A 23200-nucleotide genomic window follows, 5' to 3' on the forward strand; every position below is an offset into this window, starting at 1 on the left:
TTAGAAGCTATTTTGCCAAATCTTCGAAATTGCATCCATATGCCTATAAAATTTGGCCTATGGATCTAATTTTGTTACTAAAAGCAGTCATTCTGGGTGTGGTCGAGGGATTAACGGAGTTTTTACCGATCTCAAGTACCGGGCATCTTATCTTGGTTGGCGATTTGCTCAACTTTAATGATGATCGAGGCAAGGCTTTTGAGGTCATTATTCAGTTTGGCGCGATTTTGGCGGTTTGTTGGGAGTTTCGCCAAAAGCTCATCAAAGTTGTCTCTTCCTTTTCCGGCAGTGCCATTGCGCGACGCTTTGTTTTAAACCTATTGATTGCCTCTGTTCCGGCTATGGGTTTGGCTTTCTTATTTGGAAAATATATCAAAGCAGTATTGTTTTCACCGATTCCGGTAGCCAGTGCTTTTATTGTGGGAGCCTTAGTTATTTTTTGGGCCGAACGTCGCCAGCAAAATCGCGCTGACGTTTCTAGTCACATTAAAACAGTAGACGACCTCACGCCTTTAGATGCGTTAAAGGTTGGCATAGCCCAATGTGCTGCATTAATTCCGGGAACATCCCGTTCAGGCGCAACGATTATTGGCGGCATGTTGTTTGGCTTACCTCGCGCTGTTGCTACAGAGTTCTCATTCTTTTTGGCAATCCCGGTCATCGGTGGCGCTACTGCTTATGAGTTACTTAAGCTTTGGAAAGCGCCAGTAGCCTTTTCCGGAGAATTTACGCTAGCGATCATTGTCGGTTTCATTGCTGCATTTATCTCAGCGTTTATTTGTGTACGTTGGCTGATTCATTACGTAGCCCACCATAACTTCATTCCATTTGCTTGGTATCGAATTGCTTTTGGTTTACTAGTGCTATTTACCTCTTACAGCGGACTGATTGCCTGGTCTCGCTGATCTAAATAATGTTTTTAATCAAAGTTAACGGAATTTAATATGGATGTATCAATAGACGCAATTACCAATAATATTCAGCTGGCACTTGCCCCTGTATTTTTGTTAACTGCTGTAGCCACCTTGATTAATGCGATTTCTGGGCGCTTAGCTCGCTCGGTTGATCGCATGCGTGCGATTCGGCATTCTATTGATAGAGGTGAAGTAAAAGATGCTGTGCTTTTACAGCATATGAACAAAGAAGCTGATGAAGCCCAAATTCGGGGCCGTCTTTGTACTGCCGCTATCTTTTTTGATGTACTTAGTGGTGTATTTATTTCCTTGACAGTTCTTGAGTTGTTTTTCTTTCAAGCGGGCGCAGTGCGTTCTTTGCAGACGGCTTATGTCATTTGGACTTTTGTTCTGGGACTTATTTTCTTCATGACCTCTTTATCAATTGTATTAACTGAAGTTGTCTACGCTTACCGATCGGCTGGCTGGAATACTCCAAAAAAAGGTTAATGGCCGCTTGATTAAATATTGCCTTCTATAAAAGATCAAATATGAACAAAATCCTCATCACTGGTGGCGCCGGATTCTTAGGCTCCCACCTAACTGAAAAACTCCTCAAAGAGGGCAATGATGTATTGGTAGTGGATAACTATTTCACAGGCACCAAAGAGAACTTGGCCCACTTGTTTCCAAACTCCCGCTTAGAGCTCATGCGCCATGATGTGACGTTCCCACTCTATGTAGAAACCAATCAGATTTACAACTTAGCTTGCCCAGCATCCCCGGTGCACTATCAATATGATCCTGTGCAAACGACCAAGACTAGTGTGCACGGCGCTATTAACATGCTCGGTCTGGCGAAGAGAACGAGAGCTCGTATTTTGCAAGCCTCTACGAGTGAGGTCTATGGTGACCCAGAGGTGCATCCTCAGCCAGAGGGTTATTGGGGCAAGGTCAATCCCATTGGGATTCGCTCTTGTTATGACGAGGGTAAGCGCTGCGCTGAAACCTTGTTCTTTGACTATTACCGTCAGCATAATTTAGATATCAAAGTAGTACGCATCTTTAATACCTTCGGTCCACGCATGCACCCTAATGATGGCCGAGTTGTGAGCAACTTCATTGTGCAAGCATTGCAAGGCAAAGACATCACCATTTATGGTGATGGTCAGCAAACCAGAAGCTTTTGCTATGTCGACGACTTAATTGAAGCTATGGTCAAAATGATGAACTCGGAGGAGGGATTTACAGGCCCAGTCAACATTGGCAATCCTGGAGAGTTCACTATGCTGCAATTGGCCGAAACGATTCTTAAACTCTCTGGTAGCAAATCGAAAATCGTTTATCAGCCGCTCCCATCGGATGATCCTAAGCAGCGCCAACCGAATATCGAGCTAGCAATAGCTAAACTTGGTTGGCAGCCTAAGGTCAATCTAGAGGATGGTCTGAAAGAGACGATTGCATACTTTGAGAAAGTTGTTGGTTAGTGGTGGTTGATAGCAATACCTCTGGGAAGCGCTTTGATGAGCGTATTCGCTCCTTTGTTTTGAGGGCAGGGAGAACTACCGCTGGTCAACAGCGTGCCATTGAAGAATTAGGCCCTCAGTTTTTAGTTCCATATCAACCCTCCAATCTCAATCTAATAGAGGCGTTCCAGGGCTCAAACAAGCCAAAGATACTGGAGATAGGCTTTGGCATGGGCGAGACTACCGCCAAGATTGCTGCCTTAAGGTCAGACGATGACTTCTTGGCAATTGAGGTTCATCCTCCAGGTGTCGGCGCCTTACTAAAACTCATTGGTGAAAACCAGCTGAGTAATCTCAGACTCATTCGCCACGATGCTGTTGAGGTTTTGGAAAATATGATTGCTCCAGACTCTTTAGATGGCATTCATATTTACTTTGCTGATCCGTGGCATAAGAGGCGTCATCACAAGCGTCGCCTGATCCAGGCTGAGTTTGTGAAGTTGTTGGTCTCTAGATTGAAGCCCGGCGCATATTTGCATTTAGCAACGGATTGGCATAACTATGCTGAGCAAATGCTCTTGGTTCTCAATGCAGAATCCCTTTTACAAAACACTTCTGACGAATTTGTGAGGGTGGAAACTTTTATCCCTGAAGATATTGCTAAGCCCGGTGAGGTTTGTAATGAATTTAAACCCACTCTTGAACAGATCAATGCTCAGCATCCGGGTTATGTGGCGCGACCAGGCTATCGCCCAGTCACCAAATTTGAGAACCGTGGCATCAAGCTAGGCCACGGTGTTTGGGATTTGGTTTATATAAAGAAATAAAAAATGAAGAAACTAAGGCGCCAAGAAAAAAATCAAGCGCTTTTTAGGTTCATAGGCTTATAGGCCTACGCAGACATATTTCATTTCGAGGTATTCATCCATACCGTAGACGCTGCCTTCACGCCCGAGACCGGATTGCTTGATGCCGCCAAAGGGTGCAACCTCATTTGAGATTAATCCCGTATTAACGCCTACCATGCCGTATTCCAGCGCCTCGGCTACTTTCCAAACGCGGCCAATGTCTCGGCTGTAAAAATAGGATGCCAGACCAAACTGACTACTGTTTGCGAACTTGATGACTTCTTCGTCACTCTCAAATGGGATGATCGGTGCTACCGGACCAAATGTCTCCTCATAAGTAATGAGCATTTGACTGTTTACATTGGCGAGGATGGTTGGTTCATAAAAGTTCTTGCCTTCAATCGACTGTTTGCCGCCAGTCACTAGTGTTGCACCCTTACTGAGAGCATCTGCAACATGTTTCTTTACTTTATCAAGGGCAGCAGTTTCAATCAGGGGGCCTTGGGTAACGCCGGTAGCCATGCCGTTGCCTACTTTGATGATGGCAAGCGCTTTGGCAAACTTTTCAACAAACTGATCGTGTACTTTTTTATGGACATAAAAGCGGTTTGCGCATACACAGGTCTGACCTGAGTTTCTAAACTTCGAAGCCATGGCACCACTAACTGCAGCATCAATGTCAGCATCTTCAAAGACGATAAACGGTGCGTGTCCGCCTAACTCAAGAGCGAGCTTCTTAACAGTAGGGGCGCACTGCTCCATCAGAATGCGCCCAACTTCTGTGGAGCCTGTGAAAGATAAGTGGCGCACTGTAGGTGAAGAGCATAGAGTTTTGCCAATAACAATCGATTGATCTGCATCAGCAGTCACAATATTGATGACCCCATCCGGAATACCAGCACGCTTGGCAAGTTCGGCAAGAGCCAATGCGGATAGCGGAGTCAATTCAGCAGGTTTAATCACAATCGTGCAGCCAGCAGCTAATGCAGGCGCAATCTTGCGCGTAATCATCGCAATCGGAAAGTTCCATGGAGTAATCGCTACGCAGACACCAATTGCTTGCTTCAAAACCATCAGGCGTTTATCGCTCCAGGTAGTTCCTAAAATTGAACCCTCTACACGTTTCGCTTCTTCAGCAAACCACTCTACAAAAGAGGCCCCATAAATGACTTCACCAGCAGCTTCAGCCAAAGGTTTGCCTTGCTCAAGGGTCATCAGCTTTGCAAGGTCTTGTGTATTTTCAATAATGAGATCAAACCACTTGCGCATGATCGAGGCGCGTTCTTTAGCAAGTTTGCTGCGCCATGCTGGCAGGGCTTTTTCTGCTGCAGCGATAGCTTGTTCGGCATCATGAGTTTCTAAGTTAGCAACATTAGCAATGATTTCATCGGTTGCTGGGTTGCTAACTGCAAAAGTCTTTTTGGATTCAATCCATTTGCCATCGATAAAAGCGTCTTCTCTAAAAAGACTGGAATCTTTGAGTTGGCTGCGGATATCTACTTTTTGCATGATCTATTGCCCCGTTCTTGCTCTGTAATCGATATAGATCATTTTATCCCTCTATAAATAAAAAAGCCTCCAAGCGGTTTAGGCTTGAAGGCAGATATTGTGGGCTGCTAATTGGAGGTTTTAGCCTGCTTGAGTTTCCGTGGTTCGCAGTTTCTGGGCTAGTAGGTCTAATACGCCGTTCACATACTTATGGCCATCTGTGCCACCAAAGGTTTTGGCAAGCTCTACCGCTTCATTGATTGCTACTTTGTAGGGCACTGAGAGGTCTACCGCTAGTTCATAAGCGCCAATGAGTAGTGCTGCGTGCTCTACGGGAGAAAGCTCATTAATCGGGCGATCTAGCGCCGGGGTGATGATGGCTTCTAATTCATCGGTGCGAGCCAATACGCCATCAAATAAGCCCTGAAAGAGCTCGAGTTGGCAGCGACGGAATGCAGGGTCCTCGGCAAGTTGTTTCGCAATCGCAGCGCCATTCGGAATGCTGCCGGCACGACGCATCACAAGGCTTTGATATACACCCTGAAGGGCATATTCACGAGCGCGACGACGAGGTGTGAGCGAGCGCTTTGGTGCTGGCTTTAATTCTTTACCGGCTTGCGGATTGGGTGGGTTTTGGCTAGATGTAGACATGCGAATTATTCTTCTTCACTCGAGTTGATTTCGATATCGATATCAGGGGTCAATGCCAAGGCTAAGTTCGCCATTTCTACTACTGCTTGAGCGCATTCTGCACCTTTAACCTGAACACGCGCAAGCGCTTGTTCATCTGTGTCGCAAGTGAGCACACCATTAGCGATTGGCAATCCAGAGTCAATAGAGATGCGTGTAATGCCAGCAGCAGATTCATTGGAGACAAGCTCAAAGTGGTATGTCTCGCCGCGGATCACTGCACCAAGGGCAACTAAACCATCAAACTCGCCGGTCTCAACTAGCTTTTGCAGTGCAAAGGGAATCTCAAGTGCCCCAGGTACGGTCACGAGCTTGATATCAGATTGACTAACGCCAAGAGAGATTAGTTCATTGATGCAAGAGTTCGTTAGCGCAACGCAATGGTCTTCATTAAAGCGCGCTTGTACAACACCAATACGTAAATCCTGGCCGTTAAGGTCTACTTCTAATACACCTACAAAGTCATTAGTGCTAGTCATATCAATTTTCTAAAATTATTTAATACTGTGATGATTGTTAGATTTGTTAGGAAGTGTAGGGCTTATAGTCTGTCACTTCGAGCTTATAACCAGAGAGGCTTGGAACAGGGCTTGGATTGGCTAGTAAACGCATTTTGCCTACGCCGATATCTTTTAATATTTGGGCGCCAATACCGTAGCTTCTGAAATCCGTTTTTCTGGCCAAAGGTTTCTTGGCTTCTTCTTGTGATTGATTCAGTTTCTGAAACTGTGCCAACCAATCTTGATCATTTGGAGCGGCAATGCCAGAGGCATTGAGCAGCACTGCAACACCAGAGGATGAAGAAGCAATCTCCTCTAGGGCTTTAGCTAGTGGCCAAGAATGGGTGCTGACGTTAGAGTCTAGGAAATCCAAGACGGTAACTGGCTCATGCACGCGCACCAAGGTTTCTTGAGCTTCAGAAGGTTTGCCATGCACCAATGCAATATGAATGCATGAGCTTGGAGTATCGCGATAAATGATGCCTTGGAATTTCCCCCAAGGCGTGATGAATTCTCTACTACCTTCGCGCACCACAATACTTTCATGTTGGCTGCGATATTGAATGAGATCTGCAATGCTGCCAATTCTTAATTGATGCTCTTCTGCAAACTCAAGGAGATCTGGAAGGCGCGCCATGCTGCCATCGTCTTTCATGATTTCACAAATCACAGAAGTAGGTGAGCATCCTGCCATTGCTGCTAAGTCACAGCCCGCTTCAGTATGGCCAGAGCGAATGAGTACGCCACCAGGTTGCGCCATCAATGGGAAGATATGCCCAGGTTGAACTAAATCACTAGGCTTGGCATTTGGTGCTACGGCAGTTTTAATAGTGAGCGCACGATCGGCTGCTGAGATTCCAGTAGTAACCCCAGTTGCTGCCTCAATAGATACCGTGAAATTGGTTCCCATTGATGTGCCGTTATCACGCACCATCAGTGGAAGGTTCAATTGTTGGCAGCGCTCACGCGTCAAGGTTAAGCAAATCAAGCCGCGTCCATGTTTTGCCATGAAATTCACGGCCTCTGCAGTGACGTGATCGGCAGCAATGACTAAATCGCCTTCGTTCTCGCGATCTTCTTCATCGACGAGGATCACCATTTTGCCAGCGCTGAGCTCGGCAATAATTTCTTCGGTGGAGGCAAGGGTATTTGGCATATCCCTCTATTTTAAGCGCAGGACCTACTTGTTGTTCGGTCCTACTGCAATATCCCATCTTTCTGACGGTAAGAGCCTTGGACAGGAGTTTCAGATCAGGAGCCTAGCTTTGAAAATGGGTAATGCCCCCTAAAAAGCAATCCAACTCAGGTCTCGGCCCTCGGAATTGCCAGGGATTCATTTTGCTGGAGGTTTTGGTGGCAATGAGCATCATTTTGGGAGTCTGGATGGCATCAGTAGGGGTCTATCAGCGTCTTGCTTTAAACCTAGTCCAACAAGAGGCCAAAAGATCGCAATTGAGAAAGGAGTCGGATGTCCATGAAACACAACAACAAGTTAAAGCTAATTCCTATTTATCTGGCAAAAATTTAATTAATGAGCCTGCTCGAATGTCTAGTCGGAATCGCTCTGTGCGTACTACTACTCAATCCGTTGCTAAAAACCAGCGCTGATTTAGTTATCAAGCAAATTGAGTTTGAAAAAACACAATCATTAATCTCAGAAGCAGACCGTGCCTTCGAGCTGATTGGTCGCGCTATTCGCATTGCTGGCTATCGCAATATTCAAAATACACAAATAAGAAGCCAAACTTCAGGACATAAAACAAATGCAATTTTATTTCTTGAAGTAAATAAAAAATCAGGATTTCGAGGATCTGATGATTTGACTATCCGTCATGAATTATCGGATGGGGTAGATTTTGATTGCATTGGTAATACCCTGACTAAAGATCGCACCAAGAATCATTTAGCCATACAAGGATTCTTAGTGGATTGTCAAGCAGGAGTTCCAAAGGGTCAAAAAGTCAATGGCGGCTCACTGATATGCCAGTCTCTGGATCGCCAAGGGCGGATTCAAAATACTACCCTGATGAATGGTGTGAATGGACTCTTTATTGAGGAGCTCAATACCACTCAGACCCAATCCATGATGGGTCAGAGGCTATTTAAGATCAAGCTGCAAATGACTGATGGGGCGAAGCTCAATATGGATCTAGAGCGTATTTTTGCAACAAGGAATCTGCTTTGATCTTAGCTTGGGTAATTTCACTACTCTTGCTTTGCTCCTCTCTGGTGGCTTATTTAGAGAGGTTGAACGCATTGCGCATCGTAGAGGTGAAAACAATGGAAGCGGCACAGAAAAATTTTATTTCCGCTGAAAGTGCAGTATTAGAGTGTGAGAAAAATTTAACAGCTCTTGCTGATCTCAAAGAAAATAGATGTTTTATTCAGTCAGCTGGTAAAAACCATTGGTTGATCTCCAGTAAAGAAAAGCCAGCAATTCAAATAGGTGTTGTCATTGATGAAAAAACTGGTGTTGCAACTCGTATGAATTGGCGACAAGTATTTGAATAAATCAAAGGATGGATTCAGCCTTCTTGAATTAATGGCTGTAGTCTTAATCATTGCAATTGCTGCTATGGCGACGATGCCTTTATTGCAAGAGCAAATAGCAGCCAGAGAAATTGATACTATCGCCAGAAGATTTATCAGTCATGCGCACTTTGCTCGTCAGCAAGCACTTCATTTGGGCCAGCCCGTGCATCTGGTTCCCATTTCTGGTGATCAGTGGGAGGCGGGGTGGATTGTCAAAAGCGGCTGTATCGGAAAGTCTGTGAAGGCAGGGTGTATCGATAAGCCCTGGTTCACGCAGGCAGGTATTGAGCCTATTTACTTTAAAGGTGGTGGTAAGCAGTTCATTGACCCCCATTCTGGCAAGAAGGGCATTTTGTTTAACGCAGCTGGCGCTGCTAAAACGGCTCAAGGCGGGTTTGTGGCCAATCGATTGATACTGGGGCACAGTCGGAGCCCCGACTTGGAGCGGCAAATGATTCTGGGTAGCGGCGGGCGCTGGCGCATCTGTGATCCCACGAGAGATGCTAAGCGTTGTCATTGAATGGTTTAATAGACCCTATGTACAGCGCAGTTGACCAACAGTTCATGAGCGAGGCAGTGGCCGAAGCTCAAAAAGCACTTTATTTATCCAACCCTAATCCCAGGGTGGGTTGCGTCGTTGTTAAAGATGGCCAAGTGATTGGTAGAGGTTTTACACAGAAGGTTGGTAGCGCCCATGCTGAAGTTCAAGCTCTTGCTAATGCTAAAGCACTCGGAAATGATCCTATTGGGTCAACCATCTATGTAACCTTAGAACCATGTAATCACACTGGTCGTACACCGCCCTGTGTAGATGCCTTAATTGCAGCTAAACCGACCACTGTATTTGTAGCGATGTCAGATCCCAACCCCTTGGTTGCCGGCAAAGGCATAGAGCGTTTAAAAGCAGCAGGGATTAATGTTCATTGTGGGCTTATGGAGTCAGAAGCGCGCTCTTTAAATCCAGGATTTATTTCACGTATGACTCGAGGTTTACCTTGGGTGCGTATGAAGATTGCGGCAAGTCTTGATGGTAAGACGGCATTGCCGGATGGTCGCAGTCAGTGGATTACTGGACAGATTGCAAGAGCTGATGGTCATCATTGGCGTGCACAAGCATGTGCCATTGTGACTGGTGTAGGTACTGTTAAAGGGGATGACCCTAGCCTGAATGTACGAGATGTACAAACTGAACGACAGCCTTGGCGCATCATCGTTGATTCCAAATTAGAGACACCACTTACTTCAAAGATCTTGGATGGGCATCAATCTGGCGTCATCATTGTTTGCGCCAGTCTAGATGGCTCTGAGATGCAGCAAAAAGCTAAGGTATTTACTGAACGCGGCATTGAAGTAATTGCTATGGCAAACCCCTTTGGTAAGGTCGATCTGCCAAAGCTATTCTCGTATCTGGCCAAAGAGCGTGAAATGAATGAGATTCATATTGAGGCTGGCTTTAAGCTCAATGGATCCCTGCTTAGAGAGTGCTGTGTTGATGAGTTATTGCTCTACTACGCACCATTCTTCATGGGCGATGGTATTGGCATGGCCAATGTTTCGCCCCTAAATTCCTTGAATGATAAAGAACAGTGGCAAGTAATTGATCACAGTCTCTTTGGCTCTGATCTTCGACTACGTTTAATTAAGAACTAAAATTACATCTATGTTTACTGGAATCATTACCGCAGTTGGTCAAATTAAAAGCGCTCAAGCAAAAGGCGATGGCTTGCATTTAGTTGTCGAAGTTCCAGCAGGCTATCTGGATGATGTTGCCTTAGGTGACAGTATTGCGATTCAGGGCGCTTGCATGACTGCCACCCAGCTAACAAATAATTCCTTTGCCCTGGATACCTCCCGTGAGTCCCTCAATAAAACCGTTGGTTTGGATAAAGTCGGCCCAGTCAATCTTGAAAAAGCCATGCGCTTAAATGATCGCCTAGGTGGTCATTTAGTGAGTGGGCACGTAGATGGCGTTGGTAAGGTCGCACACTTTGCACAAGTAGTTAATGATGCTTATGGCTCTTGGTTGTTGCGCATTGAGGCGCCTAAAGAGTTGGCGCAATACTTGGCTTATAAAGGCTCTATTGTCGTCAATGGCGTATCACTCACCGTCAATCAGACTGAAGACACGGCAAACGCTTGCATCATCGACATCAATATCATTCCACATACCTTAGAAAACACTACGCTAGGTAACTTGAAGCAAGGTGATGCCGTGAATCTGGAGGTGGATCTTATTGCGCGTTATGTGGCGAGAATGCTAGAAACTCAAGGTAAATAGATTTACTTCTTATTTTCTAGCTTCTGCTTTTCGATATGCCGCATCTTGATCTCGCTTACCGACAGCAATCACTAGAACTACAAGTCTGTGATCAATGACTTCGTAAACGAGTCTGTAACCGACGGTTCTCAGTTTAATTTTATAAAAGTCGTCTAAGTCGCCATGAAGTTTTGCTGAGGGCACTCTTGGATTAATCAGGCGTTTCTGTAATTGCTTTTTAAATTGTTCTTTTATTGAGTTATCTAATTTTTGCCATTCTTTTAGCGCAAGAGTATGAAACTCAAGATTAAAGCTCTTCAAGCTTCACTTTCACAGTTTTGCCACCTTTGCGAGCCTGAATGGTTTTAATGAGCGAGACATCATCAATTAGATCGAGCAATGCTTCATAAGCCTTTGCCGACAAAAGATAGGCTTCGGGCTTGTTGTGGTTTAAGACGGCCACGGGAAGGTCGCCAGCGATTTCCATGATCTTGCTGGGATTGCGCCTTAAGTCAGTCATGCTGACTGTGGTTTTGGCGTGAATAGTCTGTGTAAGGCTCATATAAAAATACCCATAATTTAGTGCATTATTATGCGCTTTTTTGTAAATGTCAAACATAAAAAAATAGGGCCTTACGGCCCCATGGATTTGATTTATTAAAAATGGTTTATCTGTAGCGGGTTGGGTCGACTAGATTGGCTTGCTTAAAACCCGCCTGTCTTAATCTGCAAGACTCACATTCTCCACAGGCTTCACCCAAATCATTTGCCTGATAGCAAGAGACTGTTTGGGAGTAATCCACTCCTAGGGTGCTGCCTAGTTGAATGATTTCTGCTTTAGTGAGGCTGATGATCGGTGCATGCACCCGAAAGCGATTTGCATCATTAATAGCTTCTACACCCGCCTTGGTGGCTAGGTTGGCCATATGCTCAAAAGAGGCTACATACTCAGGCCTGCAATCTGGGTAGCCTGAGTAATCCACTGCATTAGCACCGTAGAAAACATCCAGGCCACCTAATGATTCTGCCCAGCCCAATGCAAGCGATAGCAAGATCGTATTGCGTGCTGGTACATAAGTGATGGGAATTTCTTGATCTTTCCCAGGGGTAATAGGAACTGCGATTGAAGAATCAGTTAAAGCGGATCCCCCAAAACGAGTGAGATCTAAATTCACTACTTCATGCCTTGCGACTCCAACTTGTTTGGCGATATGTTTAGCTGCAGCCAATTCAGAGGAGTGACGTTGACCATAGCCAACTGATAATGCATAAGGTGTGTAACCAAGATCTTTAGCAAGTGCTAGAACGGTAGTGGAGTCTAGACCACCAGAGAACAGGATGACCGCTGGAGCGCCTGGTTTACGGGGCGCCAGTGATTCAAATGCAGCGGACAAATTAGACATGGCTGATGAATTACTTGGTGCCAGCAATGAGTTGCTGCGCATCTTTGGCTGCTTCAGTATCTGGGTACTTGGCAATAATCTCGCTAAAGGTTTTCTTGGCGGCAACTTTATTGCCACTCTCTAATTGAGAGTTTCCTAATGTGACCATTGCCGTAGGAACGCGTGGATGATTCGGGAATCTCTTAATCAGGCTTTGCAGTTGGCTAATCGCGCCGGAGTAATCTTTATTTGCATATTTGCTGTTCCCGCTCCAGTACAAGGCAAGTGGTAAGTAAGGACTCTTAGGATATTTAACGGCAAATGCTGTAAATCCTTCGTCAGCCTTTTTGAGATTACCAGCTTGAAATGACTTTAAGGCATCGTCGTACGCTCTCTTCTCACCGGGCTGAACCGTGCCGCTGACACCTTCGATGGTGACAGTACGTGGCTCAAAATTACCTAAGCGAGTATCGAGATCTTGGTAGTAAGTCTTTTGACTGTTGTTAATGTCTTCACCTTGCTTTTCAAGCTCTTCCACTTTGCCACGCAGCTCTGCATTCTCAGTTTTGAGTTTGTCGATTTGACCCTGTAACTCAAGCTGGGTGGTTGCTAGAGACTTGCGTAGGTCCAAAATAGCCTTGCGCGCTTCATCATCCGAGAAAAGAGCCCAAGCGCTATTAGATGCGCCTAAACAGATTAGTGCAGCACTTAAACAAAACGCTCGTGAGAGCGTTTGTTTTGCAGAGTAAGAAAGCATCTTCATTTAGTTTGTGATGTAAACAATGTCAGCGCGGCGATTTTCTGCCCAAGCTGCCTCATTGTCACCTTCGGCTTTTGGTTTTTCTTTACCAAAACTAACGGCTTCCATTTGGTCGTCAGAAACACCCATCAAATTCAACGATTTGCGCACAGCATCAGAACGACGTTGGCCAAGTGCCAAGTTGTATTCAGCGGTACCGCGTTCATCGGTATTGCCTTGAATAATGACTTTCTGCTTAGGGTTGGCTTTTAAGTAGCTTGCATGAGCAGATAGCATTTTTTGATATTTAGTCTGAACGGTATATTCGTCAAAGCCAAAGTACACACTCTTCTCAAAGAGCGGGCTGCTAGGATCATTCCATGGCTGTGAGCCAAACTTGCCGCTACCGCTGCCGCTACCATTGGCGCCATCTGTGTCATCTAGCTTGACGCTGGAGCATGCCGCCATGAGAAGTGCTGTTGCGCCGATTAGGGCAAATGTCGCTGCGCGACGGGCGATAGAAATCTTCATGAATTTTCCTTTTTCCTACGAACTGAATCTATAAATGAATCAATAGTCAATATTATGCCCCTAAGAGCACCAAAAGTGACTATTTCAACCCCTAAAAAGGGGTATAGGCGAGCGTAAGTGTGCTCTTGGCTTAATCCATGAATGGACCCCAGGACGGCTGACGAACATCAGATCCTGGAATGCTGAGTACCTGCTTGGAATTGCCATCCACTGAAACGGCAGCAAGAACGCGTTTACCACCCACTTTGGTGGAATAGAGAACATAGCGCCCATTGGCAGCAAAGGAAGGGGATTCATCGCTAGTGCCATCGGTAAGCGCTTGAGCATCACCGGTAGCTAAGTTCAGAATGTAGAGGCGATAAGCTCCACCAATATTGGCGATGTAAGCTAAATATTTACCATCTGGAGAGATGCGAGGGGATGTTACAAAACCTTGTTTGAAGGTAATGCGCTTGACACCTTCAGCCTGTTCACCATCAGCACTCATTCGATAGATCTGTGGATTGCCGCCGCGATCGCTAGTGAAGTAGATATAGCGACCATCAGCAGAATATTGTGGCTCAGTATCAATCGTATTGCCACGAGTTAGACGATGCAAACCAGTTCCATCTGCATTAATGCCATAGATCTGAGTATTGCCATCTTTAGATAATGAGATAGCAAGCTTCTTGCCATCGGGTGACCACGCTGGCGCACTGTTATTTCCCTTTTGATTTGAAAGAGAAATGCGACGACCAGTAGCGAGCTCATGAACATAAATGACCGGCTTGCGATCTTCAAAAGATACGTAAGCTACTTTCTTACCATCAGGTGACCATGATGGAGAAATAATCGGCTCGCCACTATTCATGGCATTACGAATATTTTGCCCATCCGCATCCGAGATGACTAGGCGATAGCGCTTGCCATCCTTAATGACATAGGAGAGGCGGGTAGAGAACACGCCACGCTCGCCCAGTAATTTAAAGATGATGTCATCGGCAATCTTATGGGCTACGGCGCGTAAATTATCTGTGCTGGAGTTGAGATTTAAGCCGCCAAGACTTTGAGATTTACGAACATCAAAAAGTTTGTAATGAATATCAAATTGATTGCTGCCAGTTTGCACAACCGAGCCAACTACCAAAGCATCTGCGCCACGTGCGGCCCAAGACTTATAGTTCGGCGTGCCTTCATCGCTCTCAACGGCATTGCCGTTCTCGGTGTTTTTAAAGTAACCACTGCGAGCTAAATCTTGACGAATGATTTCAGTAACGCTGGTGGGTAATTTGTTTTCATCTTTAAAACGCATGACTGCGATTGGATAGAGTGATTGACCTACACCAGTGATTTCAATATTCATCTGCGCTAGCGCAGGTGTTGCCAAGCTAATGAATAGTGCAAATATGACTAAGCCAAAAGAATTCAGTTTTGATGCTTGTTTCTGTATCTGTCTTTTTGCTATGTGCAGCATGCATTAATCCTTGGGTTTGAAAGTCAGTTTTACTTCTCGTTGAGGAATTTTGCCATTGTCGTCTTTTGGCAGGCTCTCTGCACGTGAAAGAGCCAGTAATACCGCGCGATCCCAGCCGGCATTACCGCTAGAAGACTGAATGCTGGTACTCAAAATAGCCCCATCTGGAGCAAGGCTTACCAAAACGACGGCTGCTGGGTTGCCGCTCACGGATTCTGGGTTAAAGACGATCAAAGGTCTGACCTTCTTGATGACTTTATCGGTCCAGCCTGGAGGTGCATTGCCTCCACCTCCAACACCACTGCCGATTGTGCCGCCACTACCCCCTTCGGCACCGGCTGCAGCACGTAAGCGCGCTAATTGATCTGCGCGGACTTTTTCTGCTGCGGCATTTGCTTTAGTTTCTGCTGGCGATACTGCTTTAGGAGCTTCAACCTTTTTCGGTGGATCTTCTTTCTTCGGCTTTTCTTTTTCTTTTACCTTCTCCTTAGGTGGAGGAGGTTTTACTGTTTTAGGAGTTTCCTTCACTACCTCTTTTTTAGACGGCTCTTTCTCAACCTTCTTTTTCTTGACTGCGATGTCGGCAGCTTCTTCTTTAACTTCTGTTTTCAGTTCGGGCTCAGGAGGTGCCTCAACCTGTGGAGCGGAATCCCATAGTTCAACTTCAACGCCAGAAGATGTGGAGTTATTCCAACTAATACCAAATATCAAAAAAGCAAGCAAACCCAAATGCGCAATCAGTGAAAAAGTAAAGGCGCGCTTAGTGCTTTCGGATTTGGTATATCGACCTCGCTTAAACGGCGAGAGCGATGGCTGAAAAGAAGGTGCGCTATTCATGAGCAGCTATGAAGGCAAGAGCCTTACTGGGTCTTGACCGCAAGGCCAACGCGCTTAACGCCATTCTCTTTGAGTTTGGACATCACTTCCATTACTGTTTCATATTTAATGGATTTATCAGCAGCAATGACGATAGGTTGATCGGCAGATTTTTCTGCTTGTGATCGCGCAAAAGCACCAAGCTCAAATTTATTCAGTGTTTGTGTTGGGTCACCATCTTTGCGCACGATGACATTTTCATTTGCATCTATAGTTAAGAAGACGGGCGGCAAAGATTGCACTTTCGCGCCACCAACCGTTGGTAAATTAACAACGCCTGGATTAACCATTGGCGCTGTGACCATGAAGATCACCAGCAATACCAACATCACGTCGATATAGGGAACGACGTTGATGTCAGACATCGCCCGACGTTTGTTTTTACGTAATGTAGATCCGGCCATATTTTTTTCGCTTATCGATTTACTTATTAGTTCAATCAGCGTCCAGCAGTTTGACGCTGCAAGATATTGGTGAACTCTTCAATAAAGGTTTCGAAACGAATGGAGAGGCGATCGACATCAGTAGCCGATCGGTTGTAAGCAACCACTGCTGGAATCGCTGCAAACAAACCAATCGCTGTTGCGATCAATGCCTCAGCAATACCAGGGGCTACAGCTGAAAGGGTCGCGTTTTGTACGTTGGCCAAGCCACGAAAGGAATGCATGATGCCCCAGACGGTGCCAAAGAGGCCGATATAAGGGGAGACTGAGCCTACGGATGCTAAGAAAGGTAGATTGGCTTCCAGGAGGTCCATTTCGCGCTGGTAGGTGGCTTTCATGGCGCGGCGGGCAGCGTCAATCTCACGACCCTTGTTGAACTCCTGCATCCCTGCCTCAAAAATATGCTCCAGCACGGCATCGCTACGGGTATTGCGCTGGGCGGCCTCCAGGAGGATATTGAGGTCTCCACCAGCCCAAAAGTCACGTTCAAAGCGCTCGGTATCCTGGCGGACCCCACGTAAAACGGCCGTTTTCTTGAAAATAATGGTCCAGGAGGCCACAGACATGCTGAGTAATAACAACATTACCAACTGTACTAATAGGCTGGCATTGAGGACTAGGGAGAGGAATGAGAGGTCTTGTGTAGAGGTCATGGTGGATTTTGTATGATGTAGGTAGATTTTACTAAGTTAATTAACGCAGCAATCTAACTTCATCAGGATTATCACCATGTTTGATCGTCAAAACACTTTAGCCAAAACCGATCCCCAGTTATGGGCAGCTATTCAGAGCGAAAACAAGCGTCAGGAAGACCATATTGAGCTCATTGCTTCTGAAAACTATGCTTCGCCAGCAGTAATGCAGGCACAGGGCTCTCAGTTAACCAATAAGTATGCTGAAGGTTATCCCGGTAAGCGTTATTACGGTGGTTGTGAATTTGTAGACGTTGCTGAGCAACTGGCGATTGATCGCGTAAAAGCACTTTATGGTGCTGAAGCTGCGAACGTGCAACCGCATTGCGGCGCATCCGCCAATCAAGCAGTGTTCTTGGCCTTCTTAAAGCCAGGCGATACCTTTATGGGCATGAGCTTGGCCGAGGGTGGTCACTTAACTCATGGCATGGCTCTGAACATGAGTGGTAAATGGTTCAACCCAATTTCTTATGGCCTCGATAAAAATGAAGCGATCGACTATGAGCAAATGGAGCATTTGGCACGTGAGCACAAACCTAAATTGATTATTGCTGGTGCATCTGCCTACTCTCTCGTAATAGATTGGGAGCGTATTGGTAAGTTAGCAAAAGAAGTGGGCGCGATTTTTATGGTTGACATGGCGCATTACTCTGGTTTGATTGCTGCTGGTGTTTATCCAAGCCCAGTGCCACATGCAGACATTGTTACTTCTACAACCCATAAGAGTTTGCGTGGCCCCCGTGGCGGCATCATCTTGATGAAGGCTGAGCACGAGAAGGCGATTAACTCTGCGGTGTTCCCAGGCTTGCAGGGGGGTCCTTTGATGCATGTGATTGCTGCTAAGGCAGTGGCATTTAAAGAGGCACAGGAACCGAGCTTTAAGGAGTATCAAAAGCAAGTAATTGCTAATGCAAAAGCACTTGCAGAAACTTTAATTGCTCGTGGATTGCGTATTGTTTCTGGCGGTACAGATTCTCACGTGATGTTGGTTGATCTGCGTGCTAAGAAAATGACCGGCAAAGAAGCTGAGCGTGTATTAGGCGAAGCGCATATCACTTGTAATAAGAATGGCATTCCAAATGATCCAGAAAAACCAATGGTGACGAGTGGTATACGTTTGGGCTCACCAGCGATGACTACACGTGGATTTAAAGAAGCAGAAGCAAGACAAGTTGGAAACTTTATTGCTGACGTTTTGGATAATCCAAATGATCCAGAGAATATCGCTAAGGTGCGCGCTCAAGTTTCCGAGCTCACTAAGCGTTTCCCAGTTTACGGTTAAGCAAGCAATCGGCAACCCAACTAAGAAAAGAAGAGCTCATTGCGCTGCCCCTTTTGCCATAACGAAGATACCCAGGTTCTTGATACCCGGGTATCAGACGAGGGCGATACTATTCGCCGTCGTCGCCGTTGCGCCAAATGCGATAAGCGCTTTACAACTTATGAGCGCGTTGAATTAGTACTGCCAGCCATTGTTAAAAAGAACGGTAGCCGGGTTGAGTACAGTCACGATAAGCTAGCTAGCTCAATCAAGCTAGCGCTGCGTAAGCGCCCAGTATCTTCAGACTCCGTCGATGAATCTATTGCGCGTATCGAAGAGAAGCTTCTTAGTTTGGGTGAGAAAGAGATTCCTAGTGAGCGCGTAGGGGAGTTGGTGATGCGTGAGCTCAAGCGTCTCGATAAAGTAGCCTATATCCGCTTTGCTTCGGTCTACAGAAGCTTTGCGGATATTGAATCTTTCGAGAGCGCCTTAAAAGAATTGAAGTAATTACGGCAACATGCGCTTCATGTAGTCTGCAAAAAGTGGAACTGTAAATGCAGTATCTCCGTGGGCCGGGCTATAAATCATTCCTTTGCTTATTAAGGATTGTCTTAATGGGGCTATTTGATGAACCTCCTTATTCATGGCGCTTGCGATATCTCCCGATCTTGGGGCTGGGCTATTGATGCCAGCCATAGCCCTTAGGTAGTTTTTTTCCATGGGTGTACAGCGATCAAATCTCACCCGAAAAAAACTTGAGTCTAATTGGAGTATTGCTAGTTCGGTAGCTGCTAAAGCATCGTCTTCTGTAATAACTTTAGAGTTGGCAACCTCCCAACACATACTTCCCCATTCCTGCAGGAAATAAGGATATCCCTTTGTCTGTCTAAGGATTTGCTCAATAGCCTGAGTTTCGAAGCTGACTTGATGTTGACTCACGGGAAGCTGAAGTGCTTTTGTTGCCGCATCTGGTAGTAAGGGGCCAATTTCCGGAAAATCAAACAAACGTTCAGCATACGATTTTGCTTTTCCAACATTTCCAACTAATTGTGGTAACCCTGCCCCTACCAAAGCTACCGGCAATCCTTTCTGAGCGCACCCATGGAGTGCTGAGATAAGGGCTGCCAGCTCAAGCTCAGGAACATATTGCAATTCATCGATAAATAGAACCACTGCCGTCTTTTTTTCTTTGGCGGCCTCACCAATTGCTTGTAAGAGTTCTGATAAATCGTAATCAAGATCGCCCGTGTCTGAGACGCCTGGCTCAGTGCCTAGATCAAATCCAAATTCCATGCCTTCATATTTAACTTTTGCAGAGGAGATAAAACTGCCAAGTATTCTTGCTGCCTTAGCAACCTTATCACTCAGTCCTGACAGTCTATTTAATTTGAATAGGGCTGCTCTAAGACTTGGAACAATCATTGCTGGTAGATTGCGATTTTCTGGAGACTCAAACTGAACACAGACTAAGCCTTCGGATTCAGCATCATTTTTTAATCTATTTAGTAGAACTGTTTTACCAACCCCTCTGAGGCCCACTATTAATATGCTTTTTGCAGATAGACCATTTCTAATGCGATGTAAGGCAATGGACACATCTTCAATAACTTTGTCACGACCTGATAGCTCTGGTGGTGCAGAGCCAGCGCCAGGAGAGAATGGGTTTCTACGAGGATCCATATATAACAATCTTATGTAAGGTTATGAAAAAAACATAATATTGCATAAGATTCTTATATTCAACCATTTGGAAGGCAGGGATTTCATAAACTTATGTAATCAATTGATTACAATTACCCAATAGATGTATTGCACGATCAAGGGCTATATGAAGAACATAAAAATTAGCGAATTACCAAAGCTTGATGTCGTAGATTATTTAAAAACCGAAGCGGATATCGTTGGATATTTGACTGCTGTCCTAGAAGATGGAGATCCTGCATTATTCGTTGCAGCCATTGGAGACATTGCGAGGGCAAAAGGAATGACTGCTATTGCCAAAAAGAGTGGGGTAACCAGAGAAGCTCTTTACAGAGCTTTAAAAATTGAAGCACACCCACGATTTGAGACGGTAGCCAGGGTAATAAATGCGTTGGGTATGAAATTAAGTGTTCATGCATAAAAAAAGGACTACATTGAACTGACCCACAAAAGTTGGACACTAAGTCCAATTCAACAGGGTCAGTTCAATGTAGTCCTTTTTAATTGATGGAGATTGAATTACTTCAATTCAGCAAAAATCGAAGTAGTAATGTCTTCAACGCTACCAGTACCATTCACCTTGCGATAGGCTGGTGCCTTTACCTTGTCGGCTGAATTGGCCTGCGCAGCCCATGAGGAGTAGTACTCCACTAATGGACGGGTCTGATCGTCGTAAACCTGTAAGCGTTTGCGAACAGTTTCTTCTTTATCGTCATCACGCTGAATAAGATCATCACCAGTCACATCGTCCTTGCCCGCAACCTTTGGTGGGTTGTACTTGATGTGATAGGTGCGACCTGAAGCTGGGTGAACACGACGTCCTCCCATACGATCGATGATGGCATCAAATGGCACATCGATTTCTAAAACGTAATCAATAGGAACGCCAGCATCTTTCATCGCTTGTGCTTGAGGAATAGTTCTTGGAAAACCATCAAACAAATAACCTTTGCTGCAATCAGGTTGAGTTAAGCGATCTTTTACGAGACCGATGATGATGTCATCAGAAACAAGGCCACCGGCATCCATAATTTTTTTAGCAGCAACGCCGAGTTCAGTTCCCGCTTTCACAGCAGCGCGCAACATATCGCCTGTGGAAACTTGTGGAATAGCGAATTTTTCGCAAATGAACTGAGCTTGTGTGCCTTTTCCAGCACCTGGTGCACCGAGCAGAATCAACCGCATTGTTTTCCCCTTAGAAGAGCTGTCATTGTCCCGTATTTTGTCGGGATCTTAGATAGCTATTGCCTAGGATTATCCCCGAGAAACTTAAAGCCACTGTGGCTTTGGCTTTTGGACCTCAGTTAGCCTAGGAGCGAGTCAGTAACTGACGTACTCTTTCAAGGTCTTCTAGGGTATCAACCCCAGCTGGGGGCGCTTCTGATGCGGTATGAACAGCTATGCGATAGCCATTCCACAGGGCGCGCAATTGCTCTAATGCTTCGGCTTGCTCTGGGGGTGCTGGTTCTAGGCGGGTATAGGCCTGTAAAAAGTCAGCTCGATAGGCATAAATCCCCAAATGGCGTAAATGCTCTATTTTTTGATTGGCTTGAAGATCTCTCACAAAAGGAATCGGTGCTCTTGAAAAATACAGTGCCTCACCTAAGCGATTCAGTACTACCTTCACCACATTGGGATTATTGATCTCTGATGTTTCATTAATGGGTACGGCAACCGTGGAGATAGCACACTCTTTATGCTGTGCCAAAGTGCTAGCAACTTGATTAATAAGTTCTGGTGGAATGAGCGGCTCATCACCTTGTACATTCACGATCAATGCATTGTTGGGTAATTTGAGTAGCTGCGCAACCTCTGCAATACGATCGGTTCCTGTTGGATGATCTGCGCTAGTCAGTAAGCACTCGATGCGGTGCTCATCACAAGCGGCTTGTATCTCTGGTGAATCAGTTGCTACTACTACGCTTTGTGCAAGTGATTGTTTGGCGCGTTCGGCTACGCGAATCACCATGGGCTTGCCGCCAATGTCGGCCAAAGGTTTGCGTGGTAAGCGTGTTGATCCTAGTCTAGCTGGAATAACTACTAAAAAATCGGGAGCCTTGGAGTCAGCGTTCATTAAAAGGTAATATTTATTTAATTAAACGATTTCATCAGCACTCATGCTGCGTGCTTCATCAACAAGCATCACTGGCACATCATCCCGAATGGGGTAAGCCAAGCGGTCCGCCTTGCACATGAGTTCATGTTTCTCGGCATCTAAATGCAGTTGGCTTTTGCACAAAGGGCAAACCAAAATATTGAGCAGTCGTTTATCCATGATTTCTTTGCAGTGATCTAAATGAAGAGTTTAAATAAGTGAGGACACAGTGTAGTGCTATGTAGGCTAAACCTACAAGGTGTAGCGATAAGGATCCGGTCTTTGTAGGATAGATTGCAGCCAGTCAGCCAAACTATCTGGCAAGGTGAGATTCATTGGGACAACCCAAATACGCTCGTCTGTAATCGAAGCGCATTTCACGGCATCTTTTTCGGTAATGAGTATGCATTGCGCATTAATCTTGGCAAAGAATTCAGGAGTGAAAGTGGCGTGATCTGAGAGGGGAATAGATTTGCCGGCAATACCTTGTTTGAGCAAATCATCAAAAAAGCGTTGCGGGTTGCCTAAGGCAGCAATAGCAGTAATCTTATTAGGCAAATAACTATCGGCAATCTGAGCAAGTGTCTGTGTATTTGTTGGGTTGATCAATTGATAAGCATTTCCCAAATTGCCCTGCAGCGAAAATGCACGACGCCCTAAAAAATATTCTTCATGAGGACCAGACTTAGATTGGGTACCTTTTGTTTTTCCAGTCAATAAAGTCGCATCACGTCCACGCGTAGCTGGTTCGCGCAAAGGACCGGCTGGCAGTAAAAAGCGATTGCCCTCGCCCCGTCCATCACGCACTACAAATTCGATATCACGACCACCTTCGCGAGCAGGCCAGCGGGCTAAGCCACTATGTTGAAGGCCGTCATCGCTGATGATGACATTCACATCTGGCGAATGCTTGAGTAAAGACCGAATACTTTTCTGACGCTTTGGAAAGACCCAGATCGGAAATTGATCATGCGTACGTTTTGCAATTAATACAGGTTCATCACCCACCAAAGATGGATCAGAATGACTACTAACTTGCAATGGAGTGGTTTGTGCAGAAGAACCATAGCCTCTGCTAATGATGCCGGGTCTCCAGCCAAGTTGTTGCAGGCGCTCTGCTAAAGCAATGACGATGGGTGTCTTTCCTGTTCCGCCTACGCGAATATTACCCACAATAATGACTGGTACTGAAGCGGGTTTTTGTTTTATTAGGCCGGTATCCTGAATCAACTTTCGTACGCGTATCACCAAGCCATACAGCCAAGAAAGTGGCCATAACAATAGGCTAGTAGGACCACGTCTTTCCCAAAACTTGGGCGCTTTACGGAAAAGTGAAAATGACATGAACAATAG

31 protein-coding genes are annotated in these 23200 nt (G+C 45.5%); 13 read left to right on the top strand and 18 right to left on the bottom strand.

What is annotated here, in order from left to right:
- Positions 1–59: 59 nt before the first annotated feature.
- Genes ICN36_RS04470 through trmB form a run of 4 tightly spaced genes read left to right on the top strand, consistent with a single transcriptional unit; the run spans position 60 to position 3186 of the window.
- A complete protein-coding gene (locus ICN36_RS04470) occupies positions 60–905 on the top strand; it encodes an undecaprenyl-diphosphate phosphatase (RefSeq protein ID WP_216227200.1) in 846 nt (281 codons plus the stop codon).
- 39 nt (positions 906–944) lie between these two features.
- On the top strand, positions 945–1403 hold the full coding sequence (locus ICN36_RS04475; protein ID WP_216227201.1) for a DUF2721 domain-containing protein: 459 nt from the start codon (positions 945–947) through the stop codon (positions 1401–1403).
- Positions 1404–1444: 41 nt separating this feature from the next.
- A complete protein-coding gene (locus tag ICN36_RS04480) occupies positions 1445–2380 on the top strand; it encodes a UDP-glucuronic acid decarboxylase family protein (protein ID WP_216227202.1) in 936 nt (311 codons plus the stop codon).
- 2 nt (positions 2381–2382) lie between these two features.
- Entirely contained in the window at positions 2383–3186 is an 804-nt protein-coding gene (gene trmB / locus ICN36_RS04485; RefSeq protein ID WP_370623417.1) for a tRNA (guanosine(46)-N7)-methyltransferase TrmB, read from the top strand.
- A gap of 57 nt (positions 3187–3243) precedes the next feature.
- Here the strand turns inward: trmB and ICN36_RS04490 are convergent, their stop codons facing one another.
- From ICN36_RS04490 to ribBA, 4 genes are all read right to left on the bottom strand, one after another.
- Complete coding sequence (locus ICN36_RS04490; protein WP_216227204.1) at positions 3244–4716, bottom strand: NAD-dependent succinate-semialdehyde dehydrogenase; 1473 nt, start codon at positions 4714–4716, stop codon at positions 3244–3246.
- A 120-nt stretch (positions 4717–4836) separates the two neighbouring features.
- Positions 4837–5346: a transcription antitermination factor NusB gene (gene nusB, locus ICN36_RS04495; protein ID WP_216227205.1), complete on the bottom strand. Its 510-nt coding sequence runs from the start codon at positions 5344–5346 to the stop codon at positions 4837–4839.
- A 5-nt stretch (positions 5347–5351) separates the two neighbouring features.
- Complete coding sequence (gene ribH, locus ICN36_RS04500; RefSeq protein ID WP_215359080.1) at positions 5352–5864, bottom strand: 6,7-dimethyl-8-ribityllumazine synthase; 513 nt, start codon at positions 5862–5864, stop codon at positions 5352–5354.
- 46 nt (positions 5865–5910) lie between these two features.
- Positions 5911–7041, bottom strand: coding sequence for a bifunctional 3,4-dihydroxy-2-butanone-4-phosphate synthase/GTP cyclohydrolase II (ribBA, locus tag ICN36_RS04505; RefSeq protein WP_216227206.1), 1131 nt, complete (start codon positions 7039–7041; stop codon positions 5911–5913).
- Positions 7042–7163: 122 nt separating this feature from the next.
- On the opposite strand from ribBA, the gene ICN36_RS12115 reads away from it, so the two are divergent.
- From ICN36_RS12115 to ICN36_RS04535, 6 genes are read left to right on the top strand one after another with little or no spacing between them, the layout of a single operon-like run.
- The gene (locus tag ICN36_RS12115) at positions 7164–7493 is read left to right on the top strand and encodes a prepilin-type N-terminal cleavage/methylation domain-containing protein (RefSeq protein ID WP_216227207.1); all 330 of its coding nucleotides are present in this window, start codon (positions 7164–7166) and stop codon (positions 7491–7493) included.
- On the top strand, positions 7417–8070 hold the full coding sequence (locus tag ICN36_RS04515) for a hypothetical protein (protein ID WP_216227208.1): 654 nt from the start codon (positions 7417–7419) through the stop codon (positions 8068–8070). Before ICN36_RS12115 ends, ICN36_RS04515 begins: the two co-directional genes overlap by 77 nt.
- The gene (locus tag ICN36_RS04520; protein ID WP_216227209.1) at positions 8067–8396 is read left to right on the top strand and encodes a hypothetical protein; all 330 of its coding nucleotides are present in this window, start codon (positions 8067–8069) and stop codon (positions 8394–8396) included. The genes ICN36_RS04515 and ICN36_RS04520 overlap by 4 nt, the downstream gene beginning before the upstream one ends.
- Positions 8389–8937, top strand: coding sequence for a Tfp pilus assembly protein FimT/FimU (locus ICN36_RS04525; RefSeq protein ID WP_255531233.1), 549 nt, complete (start codon positions 8389–8391; stop codon positions 8935–8937). The genes ICN36_RS04520 and ICN36_RS04525 overlap by 8 nt, the downstream gene beginning before the upstream one ends.
- A gap of 17 nt (positions 8938–8954) precedes the next feature.
- Entirely contained in the window at positions 8955–10067 is a 1113-nt protein-coding gene (ribD, locus tag ICN36_RS04530; protein WP_216227210.1) for a bifunctional diaminohydroxyphosphoribosylaminopyrimidine deaminase/5-amino-6-(5-phosphoribosylamino)uracil reductase RibD, read from the top strand.
- A 10-nt stretch (positions 10068–10077) separates the two neighbouring features.
- Positions 10078–10695: a riboflavin synthase gene (locus tag ICN36_RS04535; RefSeq protein ID WP_216227211.1), complete on the top strand. Its 618-nt coding sequence runs from the start codon at positions 10078–10080 to the stop codon at positions 10693–10695.
- A 9-nt stretch (positions 10696–10704) separates the two neighbouring features.
- Here ICN36_RS04535 and ICN36_RS04540 read toward each other — a convergent pair whose 3' ends face one another.
- From ICN36_RS04540 to tolQ, 9 genes are all read right to left on the bottom strand, one after another.
- Positions 10705–10995 carry a type II toxin-antitoxin system RelE/ParE family toxin gene (locus ICN36_RS04540; protein WP_216227212.1) on the bottom strand — a complete coding sequence of 97 codons (291 nt, stop codon included), beginning with the start codon at positions 10993–10995 and terminating at the stop codon, positions 10705–10707.
- Positions 10982–11236, bottom strand: a complete 255-nt coding sequence (locus tag ICN36_RS04545) for a type II toxin-antitoxin system prevent-host-death family antitoxin (RefSeq protein ID WP_215362623.1) — start codon at positions 11234–11236, stop codon at positions 10982–10984. Before ICN36_RS04545 ends, ICN36_RS04540 begins: the two co-directional genes overlap by 14 nt.
- Positions 11237–11342: 106 nt before the next feature.
- Positions 11343–12077, bottom strand: coding sequence for a 7-cyano-7-deazaguanine synthase QueC (gene queC / locus ICN36_RS04550; protein WP_216227274.1), 735 nt, complete (start codon positions 12075–12077; stop codon positions 11343–11345).
- Positions 12078–12087: 10 nt separating this feature from the next.
- Positions 12088–12819: a tol-pal system protein YbgF gene (gene ybgF, locus ICN36_RS04555; protein ID WP_216227213.1), complete on the bottom strand. Its 732-nt coding sequence runs from the start codon at positions 12817–12819 to the stop codon at positions 12088–12090.
- Complete coding sequence (gene pal / locus ICN36_RS04560) at positions 12820–13326, bottom strand: peptidoglycan-associated lipoprotein Pal (RefSeq protein WP_216227214.1); 507 nt, start codon at positions 13324–13326, stop codon at positions 12820–12822. It lies immediately after the preceding gene.
- 130 nt (positions 13327–13456) lie between these two features.
- Complete coding sequence (gene tolB / locus ICN36_RS04565; RefSeq protein WP_216227215.1) at positions 13457–14779, bottom strand: Tol-Pal system beta propeller repeat protein TolB; 1323 nt, start codon at positions 14777–14779, stop codon at positions 13457–13459.
- A 3-nt stretch (positions 14780–14782) separates the two neighbouring features.
- Positions 14783–15616, bottom strand: a complete 834-nt coding sequence (locus tag ICN36_RS04570; RefSeq protein WP_216227216.1) for an energy transducer TonB — start codon at positions 15614–15616, stop codon at positions 14783–14785.
- A 23-nt stretch (positions 15617–15639) separates the two neighbouring features.
- Entirely contained in the window at positions 15640–16059 is a 420-nt protein-coding gene (gene tolR, locus ICN36_RS04575) for a protein TolR (protein WP_216152154.1), read from the bottom strand.
- A gap of 35 nt (positions 16060–16094) precedes the next feature.
- The gene (gene tolQ, locus ICN36_RS04580; protein ID WP_216227217.1) at positions 16095–16751 is read right to left on the bottom strand and encodes a protein TolQ; all 657 of its coding nucleotides are present in this window, start codon (positions 16749–16751) and stop codon (positions 16095–16097) included.
- A gap of 76 nt (positions 16752–16827) precedes the next feature.
- Here tolQ and glyA point away from each other — a divergent pair, with 76 nt between their 5' ends.
- Together glyA and nrdR are read left to right on the top strand one after the other, a co-directional pair.
- Entirely contained in the window at positions 16828–18072 is a 1245-nt protein-coding gene (glyA, locus tag ICN36_RS04585) for a serine hydroxymethyltransferase (protein ID WP_216227218.1), read from the top strand.
- A 39-nt stretch (positions 18073–18111) separates the two neighbouring features.
- Positions 18112–18558, top strand: coding sequence for a transcriptional regulator NrdR (gene nrdR / locus ICN36_RS04590; protein ID WP_215321463.1), 447 nt, complete (start codon positions 18112–18114; stop codon positions 18556–18558).
- Here the strand turns inward: nrdR and ICN36_RS04595 are convergent, their stop codons facing one another.
- On the bottom strand, positions 18559–19731 hold the full coding sequence (locus tag ICN36_RS04595; protein WP_216227219.1) for an ATP-binding protein: 1173 nt from the start codon (positions 19729–19731) through the stop codon (positions 18559–18561).
- A 148-nt stretch (positions 19732–19879) separates the two neighbouring features.
- On the opposite strand from ICN36_RS04595, the gene ICN36_RS04600 reads away from it, so the two are divergent.
- A complete protein-coding gene (locus tag ICN36_RS04600) occupies positions 19880–20173 on the top strand; it encodes an addiction module antidote protein (protein WP_216227220.1) in 294 nt (97 codons plus the stop codon).
- 98 nt (positions 20174–20271) lie between these two features.
- Here the strand turns inward: ICN36_RS04600 and adk are convergent, their stop codons facing one another.
- The 4 genes from adk to lpxK form a co-directional block, all read right to left on the bottom strand.
- Positions 20272–20937: an adenylate kinase gene (gene adk / locus ICN36_RS04605; RefSeq protein ID WP_216227221.1), complete on the bottom strand. Its 666-nt coding sequence runs from the start codon at positions 20935–20937 to the stop codon at positions 20272–20274.
- Positions 20938–21061: 124 nt separating this feature from the next.
- Positions 21062–21826, bottom strand: coding sequence for a 3-deoxy-manno-octulosonate cytidylyltransferase (gene kdsB / locus ICN36_RS04610; protein ID WP_216227222.1), 765 nt, complete (start codon positions 21824–21826; stop codon positions 21062–21064).
- A gap of 21 nt (positions 21827–21847) precedes the next feature.
- Positions 21848–22027 carry a Trm112 family protein gene (locus ICN36_RS04615; RefSeq protein WP_216227223.1) on the bottom strand — a complete coding sequence of 60 codons (180 nt, stop codon included), beginning with the start codon at positions 22025–22027 and terminating at the stop codon, positions 21848–21850.
- Positions 22028–22099: 72 nt separating this feature from the next.
- On the bottom strand, positions 22100–23191 hold the full coding sequence (gene lpxK, locus ICN36_RS04620) for a tetraacyldisaccharide 4'-kinase (protein WP_216227224.1): 1092 nt from the start codon (positions 23189–23191) through the stop codon (positions 22100–22102).
- Between the last annotated feature and the right edge of the window lie 9 nt (positions 23192–23200).

Source organism: Polynucleobacter sp. UK-Gri1-W3 (assembly GCF_018881595.1).
Lineage (GTDB): Bacteria > Pseudomonadota > Gammaproteobacteria > Burkholderiales > Burkholderiaceae > Polynucleobacter.

Excerpts from the sequence above, each read along its gene's own strand:
- ICN36_RS04470 (WP_216227200.1), top strand. The coding sequence starts at position 60 with ATGGATCTAATTTTGTTACTAAAAGCAGTCATTCTGGGTGTGGTCGAG.
- ICN36_RS04475 (WP_216227201.1), top strand. The coding sequence starts at position 945 with ATGGATGTATCAATAGACGCAATTACCAATAATATTCAGCTGGCACTT.
- ICN36_RS04480 (WP_216227202.1), top strand. The coding sequence starts at position 1,445 with ATGAACAAAATCCTCATCACTGGTGGCGCCGGATTCTTAGGCTCCCAC.
- ICN36_RS04490 (WP_216227204.1), bottom strand. The coding sequence starts at position 4,716 with ATGCAAAAAGTAGATATCCGCAGCCAACTCAAAGATTCCAGTCTTTTT.
- nusB (WP_216227205.1), bottom strand. The coding sequence starts at position 5,346 with ATGTCTACATCTAGCCAAAACCCACCCAATCCGCAAGCCGGTAAAGAA.
- ribH (WP_215359080.1), bottom strand. The coding sequence starts at position 5,864 with ATGACTAGCACTAATGACTTTGTAGGTGTATTAGAAGTAGACCTTAAC.
- ribBA (WP_216227206.1), bottom strand. The coding sequence starts at position 7,041 with ATGCCAAATACCCTTGCCTCCACCGAAGAAATTATTGCCGAGCTCAGC.
- ICN36_RS12115 (WP_216227207.1), top strand. The coding sequence starts at position 7,164 with ATGCCCCCTAAAAAGCAATCCAACTCAGGTCTCGGCCCTCGGAATTGC.
- ICN36_RS04515 (WP_216227208.1), top strand. The coding sequence starts at position 7,417 with ATGAGCCTGCTCGAATGTCTAGTCGGAATCGCTCTGTGCGTACTACTA.
- ribD (WP_216227210.1), top strand. The coding sequence starts at position 8,955 with ATGTACAGCGCAGTTGACCAACAGTTCATGAGCGAGGCAGTGGCCGAA.
- ICN36_RS04535 (WP_216227211.1), top strand. The coding sequence starts at position 10,078 with ATGTTTACTGGAATCATTACCGCAGTTGGTCAAATTAAAAGCGCTCAA.
- ICN36_RS04545 (WP_215362623.1), bottom strand. The coding sequence starts at position 11,236 with ATGAGCCTTACACAGACTATTCACGCCAAAACCACAGTCAGCATGACT.
- queC (WP_216227274.1), bottom strand. The coding sequence starts at position 12,077 with ATGTCTAATTTGTCCGCTGCATTTGAATCACTGGCGCCCCGTAAACCA.
- ybgF (WP_216227213.1), bottom strand. The coding sequence starts at position 12,819 with ATGAAGATGCTTTCTTACTCTGCAAAACAAACGCTCTCACGAGCGTTT.
- pal (WP_216227214.1), bottom strand. The coding sequence starts at position 13,326 with ATGAAGATTTCTATCGCCCGTCGCGCAGCGACATTTGCCCTAATCGGC.
- tolB (WP_216227215.1), bottom strand. The coding sequence starts at position 14,779 with ATGCTGCACATAGCAAAAAGACAGATACAGAAACAAGCATCAAAACTG.
- ICN36_RS04570 (WP_216227216.1), bottom strand. The coding sequence starts at position 15,616 with ATGAATAGCGCACCTTCTTTTCAGCCATCGCTCTCGCCGTTTAAGCGA.
- tolR (WP_216152154.1), bottom strand. The coding sequence starts at position 16,059 with ATGGCCGGATCTACATTACGTAAAAACAAACGTCGGGCGATGTCTGAC.
- tolQ (WP_216227217.1), bottom strand. The coding sequence starts at position 16,751 with ATGACCTCTACACAAGACCTCTCATTCCTCTCCCTAGTCCTCAATGCC.
- glyA (WP_216227218.1), top strand. The coding sequence starts at position 16,828 with ATGTTTGATCGTCAAAACACTTTAGCCAAAACCGATCCCCAGTTATGG.
- ICN36_RS04595 (WP_216227219.1), bottom strand. The coding sequence starts at position 19,731 with ATGGATCCTCGTAGAAACCCATTCTCTCCTGGCGCTGGCTCTGCACCA.
- ICN36_RS04600 (WP_216227220.1), top strand. The coding sequence starts at position 19,880 with ATGAAGAACATAAAAATTAGCGAATTACCAAAGCTTGATGTCGTAGAT.
- adk (WP_216227221.1), bottom strand. The coding sequence starts at position 20,937 with ATGCGGTTGATTCTGCTCGGTGCACCAGGTGCTGGAAAAGGCACACAA.
- kdsB (WP_216227222.1), bottom strand. The coding sequence starts at position 21,826 with ATGAACGCTGACTCCAAGGCTCCCGATTTTTTAGTAGTTATTCCAGCT.
- ICN36_RS04615 (WP_216227223.1), bottom strand. The coding sequence starts at position 22,027 with ATGGATAAACGACTGCTCAATATTTTGGTTTGCCCTTTGTGCAAAAGC.
- lpxK (WP_216227224.1), bottom strand. The coding sequence starts at position 23,191 with ATGTCATTTTCACTTTTCCGTAAAGCGCCCAAGTTTTGGGAAAGACGT.